At 36.1% G+C, this 15,579-nt stretch carries 13 protein-coding genes; 11 read left to right on the top strand and 2 right to left on the bottom strand.

The window, feature by feature from the left end:
- The first annotated feature begins 29 nt into the window (after positions 1 to 29).
- The 11 genes from F6I03_RS03135 to F6I03_RS03085 all read left to right on the top strand — a co-directional run bounded on the left by F6I03_RS03135 (position 30) and on the right by F6I03_RS03085 (position 13,923).
- The gene (locus F6I03_RS03135; protein WP_150983062.1) at positions 30 to 1,829 is read left to right on the top strand and encodes a nucleoside-diphosphate sugar epimerase/dehydratase; all 1,800 of its coding nucleotides are present in this window, start codon (positions 30 to 32) and stop codon (positions 1,827 to 1,829) included.
- Positions 1,830 to 1,922: 93 nt separating this feature from the next.
- Complete coding sequence (locus tag F6I03_RS03130) at positions 1,923 to 3,035, top strand: DegT/DnrJ/EryC1/StrS family aminotransferase (RefSeq protein ID WP_070430345.1); 1,113 nt, start codon at positions 1,923 to 1,925, stop codon at positions 3,033 to 3,035.
- Between the two features lie 6 nt (positions 3,036 to 3,041).
- Complete coding sequence (locus tag F6I03_RS03125; RefSeq protein WP_070430344.1) at positions 3,042 to 3,659, top strand: sugar transferase; 618 nt, start codon at positions 3,042 to 3,044, stop codon at positions 3,657 to 3,659.
- Positions 3,649 to 4,275 (top strand): acetyltransferase, encoded by a 627-nt coding sequence (locus F6I03_RS03120; protein WP_070430343.1) that lies wholly within the window; start codon positions 3,649 to 3,651, stop codon positions 4,273 to 4,275. Before F6I03_RS03125 ends, F6I03_RS03120 begins: the two co-directional genes overlap by 11 nt.
- A gap of 10 nt (positions 4,276 to 4,285) precedes the next feature.
- Positions 4,286 to 5,410 (top strand): glycosyltransferase family 4 protein, encoded by a 1,125-nt coding sequence (locus F6I03_RS03115; RefSeq protein WP_070430342.1) that lies wholly within the window; start codon positions 4,286 to 4,288, stop codon positions 5,408 to 5,410.
- 32 nt (positions 5,411 to 5,442) lie between these two features.
- Positions 5,443 to 6,747 (top strand): O-antigen polymerase, encoded by a 1,305-nt coding sequence (locus tag F6I03_RS03110; protein ID WP_070430341.1) that lies wholly within the window; start codon positions 5,443 to 5,445, stop codon positions 6,745 to 6,747.
- Positions 6,748 to 6,761: 14 nt separating this feature from the next.
- Complete coding sequence (locus F6I03_RS03105; RefSeq protein WP_070430340.1) at positions 6,762 to 7,679, top strand: glycosyltransferase family 2 protein; 918 nt, start codon at positions 6,762 to 6,764, stop codon at positions 7,677 to 7,679.
- Between the two features lie 14 nt (positions 7,680 to 7,693).
- Positions 7,694 to 8,470 (top strand): glycosyltransferase, encoded by a 777-nt coding sequence (locus F6I03_RS03100; RefSeq protein ID WP_070430339.1) that lies wholly within the window; start codon positions 7,694 to 7,696, stop codon positions 8,468 to 8,470.
- Between the two features lie 2 nt (positions 8,471 to 8,472).
- Complete coding sequence (locus tag F6I03_RS03095) at positions 8,473 to 9,570, top strand: glycosyltransferase (RefSeq protein WP_070430338.1); 1,098 nt, start codon at positions 8,473 to 8,475, stop codon at positions 9,568 to 9,570.
- 31 nt (positions 9,571 to 9,601) lie between these two features.
- Complete coding sequence (locus F6I03_RS03090) at positions 9,602 to 11,095, top strand: lipopolysaccharide biosynthesis protein (protein ID WP_150983061.1); 1,494 nt, start codon at positions 9,602 to 9,604, stop codon at positions 11,093 to 11,095.
- Positions 11,096 to 11,238: 143 nt separating this feature from the next.
- Complete coding sequence (locus tag F6I03_RS03085; RefSeq protein ID WP_150983072.1) at positions 11,239 to 13,923, top strand: G5 domain-containing protein; 2,685 nt, start codon at positions 11,239 to 11,241, stop codon at positions 13,921 to 13,923.
- Between the two features lie 138 nt (positions 13,924 to 14,061).
- Here F6I03_RS03085 and F6I03_RS03080 read toward each other — a convergent pair whose 3' ends face one another.
- Together F6I03_RS03080 and F6I03_RS09975 are read right to left on the bottom strand one after the other, a co-directional pair.
- Positions 14,062 to 14,925: an acyltransferase family protein gene (locus F6I03_RS03080; protein ID WP_191622018.1), complete on the bottom strand. Its 864-nt coding sequence runs from the start codon at positions 14,923 to 14,925 to the stop codon at positions 14,062 to 14,064.
- A complete protein-coding gene (locus F6I03_RS09975) occupies positions 14,922 to 15,173 on the bottom strand; it encodes an acyltransferase family protein (RefSeq protein ID WP_150983059.1) in 252 nt (83 codons plus the stop codon). The genes F6I03_RS03080 and F6I03_RS09975 overlap by 4 nt, the downstream gene beginning before the upstream one ends.
- Between the last annotated feature and the right edge of the window lie 406 nt (positions 15,174 to 15,579).

Below are 15,579 nucleotides of genomic sequence, written 5' to 3'. Positions count from 1 at the left end.
AGTTTTAGAATTAGAATAGGAAGTGACACATGTCTCGGAAAACAAAAAAACTCATCCTCATGCTCAACGACTTGGTCTGTGTGGGCATTGGGGCTCTCTTAACGGTTTATTTAATCAGTTACTATGTGCAAACCGACTTCAGCCACTATTCGCTGATTACCGGAATCTACTATCTGATCTACGTCCTAGCAGGGCTCTACTTCCATAACTTCTCTGCCCTGGTCCGTTTCTTCGGCCTAAGAGATGCCCAGGAAATTGTGATTAGCAACCTTCTGGCAGGAGCAGGGGCCTTCATTGCAGGGACCATTCTCTTCACGGTCATCAGCCACCGCTACCTCTTCCTCTTGACTCTCTTTGCCATTGTAGGAATGTTACTGACCCGGGTCATCTGGCGGCTCTATATCGACCGGAAGAACGGGGTCAAGCTGGCTGAGCAGGAAGCAACCCGGCTCCTCATTGTGGGGGCAGGCCAAGCAGGCAATCTCTTCATTGAGAACTTCTCCAAGCATCCGGAGAAATATGCTATCATTGGGGCCGTGGACAACGATCCTCAGAAGCAAAATATCTATATCAAAGGCGTTCCCATCCTCGGAAAGCTGGACGATATCCCACAGATTGTCGACAAGAAGCGGATCGATATGATCACCATTACGGCGCCTTCCATGCCGGCAGAAGTTGTAGAACAAGTCGTCCGCATGGGCAATGATTTGGATATCACAGTCAACCAGATGCCGGCAGTAGAACGCCTTCTGGCCGGTGAATACAAGATGGCCATGAAGGAGATTGAAATCTCTGACCTCTTAGGGCGAAAGGAAATTGAACTGGACGATGAACCCGTTATCGATTCCATCTCCAACCAGGTGATTTTGGTTACAGGGGCAGGGGGCTCGATCGGGTCGGAAATCTGCCGACAAATCATTCGTTTCGGCCCAGCCCAATTGATCCTCCTCGGCCATGGGGAGAATTCTATCTACCTGATCAACCAGGAGCTCCGCAATCTGGGCCAATCTAATATCAAGATTACGCCCGTGATTGCTGATATCCAGGACAGGGAACACTTGGACTTCCTCATGCAGCGCTACCAGCCAGACATTGTCTACCATGCCGCGGCCCACAAGCACGTGCCCCTCATGGAATGGAACCCAACAGAAGCTGTGAAGAACAACATCTATGGGACCTACAATGTGGCCAAAGCAGCAGAAAAAGCTGGCGTCAAGAAGTTCGTCATGATCTCAACCGATAAGGCCAACAACCCGCCGAATGTCATGGGAGCGACCAAGCGCATTGCTGAGATGATTGTCACTGGCCTCAACAAGGACAGCCAGACCACCTTCTCCGCCGTCCGCTTCGGCAATGTCCTGGGCAGCCGGGGCTCGGTCATCCCGCTCTTCAAAAAGCAAATTGCAGCAGGGGGACCGGTCACCGTGACCCATCCCGACATGCGCCGCTACTTCATGACCATCCCCGAAGCCAGCCGCTTGGTGATCCAAGCCGGTGCCCTGGCAGAAGGGGGCGAACTCTTTATCCTCAACATGGGTGAAGAAGTCTACATCAAGGACTTGGCCAAGAAGATGATTGCCCTGTCCGGTCACTCGGAAGACGAGATTGAAATCACCTATACCGGCATGCGGCCAGGGGAGAAGCTCTACGAAGAACTCCTCCTCAACGACGAAACCACCGACCGGCAAATCGACGAAAACATCTTCGTTGGCCGCGTCCACAACAAGAGCCTGGAAGAAATCAAAGCCTTCGTTGATAGCCTAGACCTCGTCACAGACCGGGGCGACCTCAACGAGAAATTGACTAGCTTTGTTCACCGGGATGTGTAACTTTAGAATAAAGAAGAACTCATTCTTCTTTGAGTATTTAAGTGAGTTCAATTTGAACTCACTTTTTTGAAAGTAAGGGAGTAATTTAGACAAATGGAAAGAATCTATTTAGCATCACCACATATGAGTTCTGAAGGCTATGAACAAGCTTTCGTTCAAGAAGCTTTTGATACCAATTGGATTGCTCCGCTAGGTGAGAATGTTAATCAATTTGAGGCAGAATTAGCCGAAAAAGTTGGAATTGAGAATGCAACAGCTCTTGTTTCTGGAACATCAGCCATTCACCTAGCCTTAAAACATGTTGGCGTTAAGCCAGGAGATATTGTCTTTTGTCAAAGTTTAACTTTCTCAGCCTCTGCCAATCCAATTGTTTATGAAGGAGGAAAACCTGTATTCATTGATTCTGAACCTGGAAGTTGGAATATGGACCCTAAACGCTTAGAAGAGGCTTTCACTAAATATCAACCTAAAGCCGTCATTGCTGTTCATCTGTATGGTTTAGCCGCTAAAATTGATGAAATTAAGGCGATCTGTGACGAGCACGGTGTACCCTTAATTGAAGATGCTGCTGAAAGTCTTGGGACAATTTATAAGGGCCAATACACTGGAACTTTTGGCGACTACGGCATTTACTCTTTCAATGGGAATAAAATTATTACAACGTCTGGTGGAGGGATGTTAGTTGCTCATGATGCAGCAATTACGGATAAAGCCCGTTTTTGGGCCACTCAAGCACGTGAGAACGAACGTCACTATGAACATAAAGAGATTGGCTACAATTATCGGATGAGTAATATTGTAGCTGGCATTGGTCGTGGACAGCTTAAGGTACTAGATGAACGGGTTGCGCAAAAACGTCACATCTTCCAACGATACCAAGAAGCTTTCCAAACGATTGATGATATTCAAATGATCACTGAATTCGATAATGAGCGTTCGAATTATTGGTTATCAGCGATGTTAATCGATCAAGAATCTCGAGTGACGCCTACTATGGTGATGGATGCGCTCGAAAAAGAGAATATCGAATCACGACCTATTTGGAAGCCTATGCATCTACAACCTGTATTCAGTGACTGCGATGTGATAGGGGGAGAAGTTGCTGAAGATTTATTTAATCGTGGGCTCTGTTTACCAAGCGATACTAAGATGACTGATGAAGAAATCACACGTATCATTAGCATCATTAAATCATTATGGAGCTGATAAAACATGTATAGAAATTTCCTTAAAAGAGGAATAGATTTCTGCTTAGCCTTTATTGCTTTGCTTCTTTTATCACCTGTTATGGTGGTGACAGCGATTTTAGTCCACAATAAATTAGGTAGTCCTGTTCTCTTTAAGCAGCTACGCCCAGGTAAAAATGAGAAAATCTTTGCTATGTATAAATTTCGTTCCATGACGGATGAACGTGATGAAGACGGAAATTTATTAGCAGATTCTGTGCGTCTAACAGACTTTGGGAAAAAATTGCGTTCAACTTCTCTAGACGAACTCCCAGAATTATTCAATATCATTAAAGGGGATATGAGTTTTGTGGGGCCTAGGCCCTTACTTATTGATTACTTAAAGCTGTATGATGAAAAGCAAAAACAAAGACATCAAGTTCGGCCAGGTCTAACGGGCCTCGCACAAGTCAATGGGCGAAATGCAACAACTTGGAAAGAACGCTTCAACTATGACATCTATTACGCCAACCATGTTTCCTTGTGGTTAGATATTAAAATTCTAGTCAAAACGGTAAAGACAGTTTTGACTAAGGATGGGATAAATAATGAGAATGCTGCAACAATGGTAGCCTTTAAGGGGAATGAAGTAGATGAAGACTAAGCTTTATATTATTGGAGCAGGTGGTCATGGAAAAGTCGTTGCTGATGCGGCCTTACTTATGGATCAATGGCAAGCGATTTACTTCCTTGATGACCATAAAATCGGTGAAGAACTCCTAGGTCTAGAAGTTATTGCTGGCAGCTGCGATTATGCTGATTTCAATCCTGATGAATCAGAATTTATTGTAGCGATTGGTGATAATATGACTCGGGAAAAAATTCAAAGTGAAATCAAAAAGGCTGGCTACCGTTTAGCTACAGTAATCCATCCGAGCGCAATTATTGGACGAGATGTATCTATTGGTGAGGGATCAGTTGTCTTTGCTCAAGTTGTAATCAATCCGTCAACGACTATAGGTGATGGTTGTATCTTAAATACAGCTTGCTCCGTTGATCATGATAATAATATTGGTAATTTCGTTCATCTATCACCTGGTGTCAGATCGGCAGGAACAGTAACTGTGGGAGAGCGAACCTGGTTAGGTATTAATGCGACTATCATTAATAATTGCAGCATTGCTAGGGATGTAATAATTGGTGCAAGTACGGTTTGTATTGATAGCATTATAGAGTCAGGAACCTATGTGGGGAATCCCGCTAAAATGCTAAGCTATTAGGAGGAAGTTAATGAAAAAAGCTTTGATGTATGCCTCAGTGGCTTCAATGATTGATATGTTTAATATGAATAATATTGAAATTCTAAAAGACTTAGGCTATCAAGTGGATGTTGCCTGTAATTTTGAGGATCGCAGTACGACCACAGATGCTAAAATTGAAGCTTTCAAGCAAAAACTCCACGATTTAGATGTTTCCTACTATCACCTACCCATACCAAGACAAATGAGCAAAATTGGGGATATCATCAAATCTTATCAATTATCTAAAAAACTAGCTGAAAAAAATTACGATTTAGTTCATTGCCATTCACCAATAGGCGCAGCATTATGCCGTCTGGCCTTTCGTCAATCTAGGACAAAAGTTATCTATACTGCTCATGGCTTTCACTTCTATGATGGAGCTCCTTTAAAAAACTGGTTAATCTTTTATCCTGTTGAAAAAATATTAGCGCGGTATACAGATATTTTGATAACGATAAATCAGGAAGACTATGAAAGAGCCAAGGGATTTAAAGCTCCTAAAGTAGAATATGTTCCAGGTATAGGTATAGATATTAAGAAATTTAAAAATGGTGAAATAGCATCAAACATTAGAACTGAATTAGGTATTAACGATACAGATATGATTTTATTATCAATTGGAGAGTTGAATGATAATAAGAACCATAAAGTTGTTATAGAAGCCTTAAATGAAGTTAATAAAAGTAATATTCATTATGTTATATGTGGCGAAGGACCTAATCACCACAAACTTGAAGAACTTGCACTACAATTAGGATTGGACAATAATGTTCATATATTAGGATTTAGAGCCGATATTGCTTCTATTTTAAAGCAAGCAGATATTTTTGTTTTCCCATCTAAAAGAGAGGGGTTACCAGTTTCATTAATGGAAGCAATGGCAGCTGGATTACCTTGTATTGTTTCGGATGTTAGAGGGAATAAAGACTTAATTGTAGGAGATAACGAGATTAAATTTTCTCCATATGACATTCAACATATTTCCAATTCAATTGTTAAGTTAAGTATGGATAAGAAATATAGAGAAAGATTAGGAGACGCAAATTTAAATAGAATAGAAATGTTTTCTTCAGAGAGAGTAAAAAATAATATGAAACAAATCTATTTGGTATAAATATCATGTGATGTTGAAACGAGGGGTGAGGGATGTTTATTTTATGGTTGCCCATATTAACTTCTGTTGTATTTTTATTTATATATAATGCTATAAAGAAAAGATTAGATTTGCCAGTAATTTTATTTAATGTTGTATGGAGTGTTTTATTTACTAAAGGCCTACTCAATTTGCAAAATATTCAAATAATAAATTTCGAAAAATCATATTTTATACTTATATTTGAAGTATTTTTGATTTGTTTTAATCTTGCTCAGATTCTTTTTATAAAAGATAATAATAATTTATTAGAAAAACAATCCTATAAAATAGCAGAAGGAAAATATACTATTGTATTAACCTGTATTTTAGTAGCGTTATTAGTCTTATTACGTAAGTCAATAGGATACATTCTTTCTGGGAATTTTTATGCTATAAGGGCGGCAATGTATTATGAACAAGTAGGCCAAAGCAATAGTTTATATTCGAGTGGAGTAGAAACTGTTTTGGTTCAATGGGTAATTAACGGGATCTTGATAGCACTGGCGATAATTATCACGAATCTAAACATCCAACATAAATGTAGTAATAAATTGTTTTTATATACTATTGTTGTATGTACGACATTTGCCCTATTAACAGCTGGTCGAATAATGCTATTAAAGCTTATTATTATTTTTATTATTAGTTATTTAACAAATAATATAAAATTTTTAATGAGATATAGTAAAAAAAATAATCAAATATATATTCGAAAATATTTAACGAGTACAGAAATAATATTTATTGTATTATTTTTATTAGCTATTTTTATAACTATTGGAAGAAATTTGTCAGCTGGCTTTAATACAGCTTCTATTTCAGAAACGTTTATAAATTATTTACTATCACCAATAGAATACTTATTAGTTTTAGTTGATCATGCTTTACCATTTGAACAATATTTTTATGGAAGTGTATTTTTTGGTGGAATATTTCAGATAATTGAAATTATTTTAAAAAATATAACTACAATAAATTTCACATTTGGGTTCCAACAAGTAATAGATGAAACTTCTCAATTTTTACAATTAAGTGATGGATCATATTATAATGCATTTCCTACTGCTATATATTATTTTATTAGAGACGGTGGGTTACTAGGAGTAGCTATAGATTCATTTTTATTCTCATTCATTACCGCTAAATTATTTAATAATAAGAATAAAAATTTAATTTTTCAAGGCTATTATATTCTTGGATTATTTTTAATCATATATTCTGTATTTAGGTGGGAACCGATGATAGCAGAGTTTTGGTTTACAGTGATAGCTATTCCACTGCTATCATCAAAATATTTTAATAAACCTATTAAGTAAAGGAAGTGGGATACATGATATCAGTTATAATTCCTATGTATAATGCAGAAAATTATATAGAGAAAACGATCACTTCAATTATTAATCAGGACTTTGATGATTATGAACTTATAATTGTTGATGATGGGTCAACAGATAAGTCCAAAGAAATTGTTGATAAATATGTAGATAATAAAATCCATTATTTATATCAAGAAAATTCTGGCGCGCCTGCAGCAAGAAATTTTGGATTTAGTAGAGCTAAAGGTGACTATGTACTTTATTTTGATGCTGATGATACACTAAATTCACAGGCGCTGAGAATATTTACCAAATATACTGAAGCAGGCTATGATCTAATAATTGGACAGTATGACAGAATTAATGAAACAGGAAATAAGATTTCTAATAAAAATAATTGTAAAGATAAGTATAGTCCATATTTTATAGATCCTCTTCCTGGAAATAAACTTTATAGAAAGCAATTTATAATTGATAATCAATTAAAATTTGAAAAATTAAAGATAGGTCAAGATTTGAATTTTTACTTACAGGTTTTAGCACATAATCCTAAGGTAAAACAAGTTAAGGAGTCTATCTTTAGTTACTATATACACGAGGGAAGCATTTCAAGGTCATATAATGTATCTATTTTAGATATTATTACTTGTTTTGAAATAATTGAGAAAAAAAAGTATAGTATTTACGAAGAAAATAAAGAAATATTAGAAACCCTAAAATATAATCATTATTCATATCATTTTTATAAGATCCCACTATATAGTGATCGAAAAATGAAAATAAAAATTTATGACACATTTAAAGAAGCTTATAATAAATTAAATTATGATTATTTATTAGAACAATATATTGATGTTAATAAGAAAAAAGTAAATTTAGCACTTCGTTACAAATACTTATTCATATCGCCATTAGTAAAATTATTATATTAAAAGGGGAATAAATAATGAAAATTTCAGTGATCATGTCTGAATATAATACAAGTCCTGAAATATTTACTAAAGCTATCCAAAGTGTATTAAATCAAACTTTTTCTGATTTTGAATTAATAATTGTAAATGATGGGAATCCAGATTTTAAAAAAATGATAACGGATTTTACTGATCCAAGAATTAAAATTATTGAGAATACGAGTAATTTAGGCCTCCCCTCTTCTCTGAATAAAGCAATTAGTCAAGCAAGAGGCCGTTACATAGCTCGGATGGATACTGATGATATATCACATCCAGATCGATTACAGAAGCAATATGAATTTATTATTCAAAATCCTCAATATTCCGTCGTCGGTACATCAATTAACTATTTGACAGAAAAAAATGAATTAATTCCTAAAATATATAGAGGTCAAATAACTGAAAATGATTTGATGAATAGAATAGCTCCAGTTCATCCTAGTGTCTTAATGGTGAAAGATGATTTAGAAGCTATTGGATGTTATGATACTAAGAATGTAAAACGATGTGAGGATTTTGTTTTATGGGCTAAATTTTTATTAAATGGTAAAAAAATATATGTAATGGAAGATATCTTATTAGACTATAGAGTTGAGTTAAAAGATTATCAAAAAAGAACTCTATCAACAAGAAAAGATGAAATTAGAAATAGATTTATTTATTATAAAAGATTAAATGCTACCCCATTTCAATATTTATCTATTTTTAAATCTTTTTTAGCTGCGATTGTACCTGCAAAATTAATTGCAAAATATCATAGAAGGAGATAAAAATGGTAAAGATCCTTCACTATGGACTGAGTGAAAATTTAGGTGGTATAGAAACATATTTAATTAAATTAAATAAAAAATTATCAAGTGACCATTTAAAGTTTGATTTTGTAATACTTGGTGATAAATATTTTGAAGGGTATCAAGAATTATTAGTCAATGATTCCCAAATATATTTTGTCACTCCCCGTAGAAAAAGTATATTAAATAATTTTTTTGAAACTAGAAAATTATTTAAAAATAATTCTTACGATTTAATTCATTTTCACTTATTAAGTTTAAGCGATATAATGCCCATTGTTCTTGCTAAATTTTATAAGATTCCAGTTGTTATTCATAGTCATAGTAGTAATTGTCCTGATTCAAAAATAACTAAGCTTCTTCACGACATTAATAAAAAGATTATACATTTTTTTGATTTTAAAGGAATTGCTGTATCAAAATTAGCAGCTGAATGGCTATTTAATAAAAATGATAATGTTGAAGTTATAAATAATGGAATAAATATTGAACAATTTCAATTTAATGAAGAGAAGAGAAGTTTAACTAGAACTGAATTAGGGTTAACAGATGAATTGATGGCTATTCATATAGGTACCCTAAAGGAAGTGAAAAATCCATTATTTGTAGTAGAAATATTTAATGAAATGTTAAAAATAAATAAAAATTGTAAGTTGTACTTTGTTGGTGGTGATGGCGAATTACGAGATGAAGTAAATGCTAAGATTAATAGATATCAAATTGAAAATAAAATAGAGTTTTTAGGATTTCGAACAGACATTCCAAATTTATTATCTGCGGCAGATGTTTTAATTTTTCCATCACTTTATGAAGGTTTTCCAGGAACTGTACTTGAAGCAGAAACAAACGGTCTTCCTTGCGTTATATCTGAAAATATAACCGAAGAAGTTCAAGTTTCTGACCAATGTTTACGATTGTCTTTAAAACTCCCAGCTAAAAACTGGGCTAGAGAAGTACTTTCTAATAAGCCGATTTCTGAACGGCAATATGCAGTTAACGATATTCTAAATAGCGACTTAACTGATGATCATGAAGCTCAAAAACTTCGAGCTATTTACAATGAAGTTTTAGATAAATGAATTTGCAACTTAGATAGGAAAGAGCGTGAAAATGAATAACATTTCAAAGTTAAGGATAAATTCAATAACGGCTATTGTTAACCAATTAATTTTAATATTATCTGGGTTAATTCTTCCACGATTCTTTTTAAGTGTGTATGGATCAGAAATTAATGGTTTCCAAGCTTCAGTAGGCCAATTTTTATCTGTCATTAATTTTCTTGATTTAGGGGTTAGTTCGGTAGTTCAATCAGCTCTTTATGGACCACTTGTTAGAAAAGATCATACTAAAGTTAATGAAATCATTTCTGCAGCCAGCTCTTTCTTTAAAAAATTAGCGTTAATATTGTTAGCTTATACGATTATTTTATGCATTATCTTTCCTCTAATTACAGATAGCCCTTTAACTGATGCACCATCACGCTTTTTAATTTTAGCAATGTCTATTAGCTTATTTGCACAATTTTATTTTGGAATTGTTAATCAAGTTTTTCTAACGGCTGATCAAAAAAATTATATTCCTTTATTAGCTAATATTGTAACGACCATTCTTAATCTGGTTTTATCTATTATATTAATCCAAATTGGTTCAAGTATTGTTACAGTGAAGTTCGTATCAGGTTTTATTTTTCTTTTAAGACCTGTTTATATGTCATATTATGTCAATAAAAATTACAATATTAACTCTGATGTTCCTTTTTCAAAAAATACGATTCCACAAAAATGGAATGGTATGGCTCAACACATAGCTTGGGTAATTGTAGAAAGTACGGATATTGTTGTTCTTACTATTTTTTCTACTTTACAAAATGTTTCTGTATATACAGTGTACAATTTGGTAATTAATGGAATAAAGTTACTAATCACTTCATTAACTAACGGATTTAAATCATTTTTCGGACATTTATTAGCCGAAGAGAAATTAAAAGAGTTGAATCAATATTTTACAGTTATTGAATGGCAGATGCATACTATCTCAACACTATTATTTGGGTTAACCGCAAGCTTAATTGTTCCATTTGTTAAAGTGTATACATTAGGTATCAATGATGCAGATTATTATGCACCTATATTTGCTATTATTTTATCTACAGCTCAATTAGTTAATTGTATTAGGATTCCATATAACTCATTGATCATTTCAGCGGGACATTTTAAAGAGACGCAGACAAGCGCAATTATTGAAGCTTTGTTAAATGTGGTACTTTCTATTTTGCTGGTTAAGAATTTTGGTTTGATAGGCGTAGCGGTTGGAACATTGTTAGCTGTATCTTATCGAACAATTTATTTTGTAATCTATCTATCAAAAAATATTTTATATCGAAATGTAAGTATTTTTATTAAGCAATTGTTCATCGATATGCTAGCTTTTCTCTTAATGATCTGGATAGGAAGTTTCTTTAATATAGATATTGTAAACTTTTTGGAGTGGATCAAGCTAGCTATTGTACAGGGAATAATTTTTACTACTATTATTTTAGGCATTAACTATATTTTTAATCGAGATCAGTTAATGAGTTATATTCATAAATTACTCAAAAGATAAAATTTAAACTTAGAATAAAAATTCAGGCAACTGAAATGTGGATGCTTAACTGTTATAAACATCCTTAATACATGTTCAGTTGCTTTTAGTCTATCATTACAAATTGTATTTCTAACATAAAATAAACGAAAGCGAGAATAGCCATGAAAAAATCCTTCCTACCCCTAGCCACGACGTCCTTGATCCTCACCGCATTTCTTGCCCAGGGTGAGCAGGTCCAGGCCGAAGAGCAGCCCGCCGCAGAATACGCTGCGACTGATAAGCTAGCGGAAAGCAGACCAGCACCAGAGTTAGCTGATCCAGTAGAAGCAACATCAACTAGTCCTGAAGCAGCGGCTAGCGAGAATTCAGCTTCAAATGCCACTGATGATAGTCATCAATCTTATCGTCAAGAACAGGATCAGAAGGTGATTGAAGAGTATGAGAAGTTGGTTGAAGCACCGGTTGAGGTTGAGATTCGTGATAGGAATGAGAGTGTTGTTAGACCTGCTCAGGATGAAGACGAAGAAGTCATTTATAAACAGACCTATACGGGTAAAGCTGTTATTCCCAAAGGTGAACATATACCAACTCTGGACTTGAATATTAATTTAGATGCGCCTATTATTCTGCAATCATTTGTAAATCTCGACCAGGAAAAAGCAAAAACAGACGGATTAGCAGCGATTAAAGAATTGCGGTCAATCGTTTGGGATATTGAAGCAAATAGTGAACTAATCGGTGAACAAGTTAACCCTGAAACTGGCGAGGGAGTTGAGGGTGTTTGGATTAATGGCGAGCGGCTTAGTGATCGTTTAAAGGCTGAGGGGATTACTTCTAAGGAAGAATATGTTAATCGTGTTTCTTGGAATAATGATTTAGAGAATTTAGCTTTGTTGAATCTAGGGGAAGCTAAGGGCGCTTATCTTTCTTTAAGAGATTATGATGAGCTTTCTAAAAAGACTAATGCTAATGAAACTTATTCCGATAAAGTAGTCCTCAAAGATATTAATAGTTCTTTAAATTTAAAAGAAAATATTATTAAACATTTCGGTTTAGATGCTATAAATCAGCATAGTTATAATCAAGGCATAGAAAAATCAAATGTTTCAAAATTTTTGAACATAGCCTTGAATCCTAGAAATAAATCATTCGCCTTAGCTGTAGATTATCAGCCTTGGGAATCTGCCATGCCTAGATCATTTAGTCTAATATCTTCTGATAGATATCAGGAAAAAACTCCTTCTAAAAATTACAAAGGCGAGTTTATTATTCTGTATAACCAAAATTTTAAAGAGCGTAGTCAATATCAAATTATTGATTTTTCTCCTATCTTTGAAGGAACACAATATGAATTGCCAATTATTGTAAATTCTTACAGTACGACTCATAGATTGGTAAATAGTTTTGAAGGAAATAGCTATTCTTTAGATTCTGAAATTATTAAATTCAATGAAGATGGTTCAATAACAGCCCTTAAGCCTGGAAAAACTATTTTATTTATTAACATTAACGGCATATTGAAATCAATTACAGTAGAAGTTTTACCTTCACCAATTGTTGAAGATAAAATCACTGTTTGGGATAGGGGATATGCTTATACAAAATACATAGAAAATCCTGATATGTATGAAGGTCAAGAAAGGGTGGTTGAGGAAGGAAGACCTTCTTTAACCTATTATTTAATTCGGGATACTTTATTAGCTGATGGTAAGTTTTTAAATCGAGAATTCTTGAAAGACTGGGAGATTCCAGGCATTGATCAGATTATTGAGTATGGGACTAAGAAAATTCCAGAGAAGACAGCTTCCGACAAGCTTGCTCCTCCAGGGGACATTATCATGGGCCAACCTTACGAAGTCATCCCCGGTTATTTCGAAGCCCTCCCAGGCTACCACATCCGCCTAGTTCCTGAAAGCGAGGACCAGGTGCTCCGTATCAATGAGCAGAATCTCAAGACGGTGATTGAGCCGCGCGATGACCTTGCTTTGGGTGAGCATGTGATCATCCAGGACGGCGTGAATGCTTATACTGAGATCACCAACCGGATCTACAAGGACCACCAGAATAATATCCTCAAGACCCAGGAGATTTCGCGCCAGGACTTCCCTGGTCAAGACCTGATTATTGGGGTTGGCACGGGCAAAGGGATATCAGGGCTTCCAGCTGAAGAGGAGCCAGCGCTACCCGTTCATTCGAAAGAGCCTGATAGCCCAAGGCCGCCATCCACTGAGCAACCTGTTGATACCAATCCAAGTGGCGACCTAGAGGGCAAGGGGACGTCTCGAGGACCGGTAGAGAGACCGCAAGCTATGCCTCAAGGACAAAGTGAAGGGGAAAGAGCCCCCTCTACTCATACAGAAGAGCCTATGACTTCTGATGACTCACTTAGGACAAGTGACGACTCGGTGTCTAATTCCTATGACCAGGTTAACGAAGAGGCTGGGATGGATTATATAAGCCTTATATCGGAAAGCGTGGCCCCAGTTTCTGTAGCTCCTGAGCACCTGGTTTCAGCCAATCCAGATAAATCTACTAAGGCCCCAACCTTGCTTCCAACTTCTAAGCTAGGGGTTCGATCCGAAGCTTTAGCAAGTCAAAAAACTGATCGAGTGAAGGTAAGTTCAGTGAAGTCCCAACTCCACCACCGACCTTTTCAGACCAAGCTTTCTAACCAATCAGGCTTAAGAACAAGTGCCAAGGCGACCGCTAATGCTCCAAGGGTATTCACTCAGCTCCCTCAAACCGGGGGAGGGTCGGACCAAGCTATGTTAGGCATCGGCTTGTCCAGTCTCGCAGTCGGACTACTTTTGCGCTTGACTAGCCTTAAGAAAAGAAGGAATAGTTAGAAACGCAGCCAATAAAATATCCCCCTAGAAAAGATGCTTTCTAGGGGGATATTTTGTTTTAAATGACTTTTTGTTGAAGGAGGTTAGCCCAATCTTTCCGAGTGCTTATAATTAATGTTTAGCGGCTTTCTAAACAGATCAGCCGAATACCAGCCTTCTACAAAACTGCCCAAGTTTACTCAAAAGTTTTAACAGCTTATCTTCATGGCGATCGACCCAGCGAATGAAGGCTTTTTCTACAAACTTTTGCCTGATTAAATCGATGAGTGCACATGCGCTATAAACTAAACCCACCACAAGAATAGAGTAGGGGATTAGGAGGAGTGAATCTTGATAGTGCTGGTTTTGGAAGATATCATGCCATAAAAAAGGTCTTAGTATGCGATGGTCATGTAATAGGTAGATACCGAATGTGGTGGATGCTAAGAGGTTGATGAATTTATTGTAAGGCACATCAAGCTTCATAAAGCCCAGGAATAAGCTTAAGGCGATTAATAGAATCGATAACTTCTCCATCCCATAAAAGTGTGTGGCATAGGCAGCAAGCTTTTCCCACTTTGTGCCTAATACTGTAAACGTGATGTTAGAAAGATAGGTGAAGGCTGAAAAGATACCCGACCAGAAAAAATATTGTTTGCTGGTCAAATTATGGTTAAAGCCATACAATCGCGCATAGCCAGCAATCACATATAAAGTAACGAACCACCATAAGTAATTGCTTTGAAAGTTTGAAGCTGTTAGTGTCGGAATGACAGACCACATTGTTACCAGTAATATAAGAAGGCTTTGATAGGCTTTCTTGTCGAGTCCATTGAGCAAACGATTAAGAAATGGGTGGATGAGGTAGAGGACAAAGTATGTACTCGCGAACCACCATGAAGAGAAAGTAATCGGGAACAGGGATTTTAAGGTCATATTATTGGCATAGTCATGAACTGGAAACAAGGAGAATATGACAAAGAGACCGATTGAATAAAAAATAATTTGCCCCCAAAGTTTCAAAATTTTTTCACATCAAAGAGCTTGTCCTGTTTCGTGATGAGGAAGTAGCCTGAAATCAAAATAAAAATATTAACGCCAACCTTCCCTCCTATGACGATGAAATTATACCAGAAGTGGGGGATAGTAATAGCGGTTGCTTCCCAATTAAAACCACCATGCACTGCAAAATGATGAAAAATAATCATTATAATCGAAATGATTCTTAACAACTCAATATTGGTCTGTCTCTTGATCGGTGAATGTTTCATAGGATCGCGTTAACCCCCACTTTGTGATGTGACATGGTGGATTATATCATCAACTTAGCTAGTATTAAGGTAAAAATAAATACGCCATGTATCGTTCACTTATCAGACAACCGACTTACGTTTAATAAGTAGTCGCCAATCTTGCCATGAGATAAGCATAACAAAACGGCCATTAAAGGTAAATATCTAGACGGTTCAGAATACGGAATTATGGCATTTTTAATGCATCCCGAAGCAAATGATGGGGGCAAGCTGCAGCTTTCCTGGATGGCTAGTAGATTGCTATCGCCCAGAAGCTAGGAATTAGAGTGGGCTCCTGGCTAAGTCTAGCTGACAAAAAGATCGGGTTCCCCTAGAAATAGTAATTTCTAAGAGAATTTGTTGTCAATGAAGCAATTGACTCTAT

The sequence above is a fragment of the Aerococcus sanguinicola genome (assembly GCF_008726925.1).
Classification (GTDB): Bacteria; Bacillota; Bacilli; order Lactobacillales; family Aerococcaceae; genus Aerococcus.
Note: the sequence above shows the minus strand (reverse complement) of the source record. Positions and strands in the feature narration are given on the sequence as shown.

Coding starts and splice junctions, on each gene's coding strand:
- F6I03_RS03135 (WP_150983062.1), top strand. CDS start 30: ATGTCTCGGAAAACAAAAAAACTCATCCTCATGCTCAACGACTTGGTC.
- F6I03_RS03130 (WP_070430345.1), top strand. CDS start 1,923: ATGGAAAGAATCTATTTAGCATCACCACATATGAGTTCTGAAGGCTAT.
- F6I03_RS03125 (WP_070430344.1), top strand. CDS start 3,042: ATGTATAGAAATTTCCTTAAAAGAGGAATAGATTTCTGCTTAGCCTTT.
- F6I03_RS03120 (WP_070430343.1), top strand. CDS start 3,649: ATGAAGACTAAGCTTTATATTATTGGAGCAGGTGGTCATGGAAAAGTC.
- F6I03_RS03115 (WP_070430342.1), top strand. CDS start 4,286: ATGAAAAAAGCTTTGATGTATGCCTCAGTGGCTTCAATGATTGATATG.
- F6I03_RS03110 (WP_070430341.1), top strand. CDS start 5,443: ATGTTTATTTTATGGTTGCCCATATTAACTTCTGTTGTATTTTTATTT.
- F6I03_RS03105 (WP_070430340.1), top strand. CDS start 6,762: ATGATATCAGTTATAATTCCTATGTATAATGCAGAAAATTATATAGAG.
- F6I03_RS03100 (WP_070430339.1), top strand. CDS start 7,694: ATGAAAATTTCAGTGATCATGTCTGAATATAATACAAGTCCTGAAATA.
- F6I03_RS03095 (WP_070430338.1), top strand. CDS start 8,473: ATGGTAAAGATCCTTCACTATGGACTGAGTGAAAATTTAGGTGGTATA.
- F6I03_RS03090 (WP_150983061.1), top strand. CDS start 9,602: ATGAATAACATTTCAAAGTTAAGGATAAATTCAATAACGGCTATTGTT.
- F6I03_RS03085 (WP_150983072.1), top strand. CDS start 11,239: ATGAAAAAATCCTTCCTACCCCTAGCCACGACGTCCTTGATCCTCACC.
- F6I03_RS09975 (WP_150983059.1), bottom strand. CDS start 15,173: ATGAAACATTCACCGATCAAGAGACAGACCAATATTGAGTTGTTAAGA.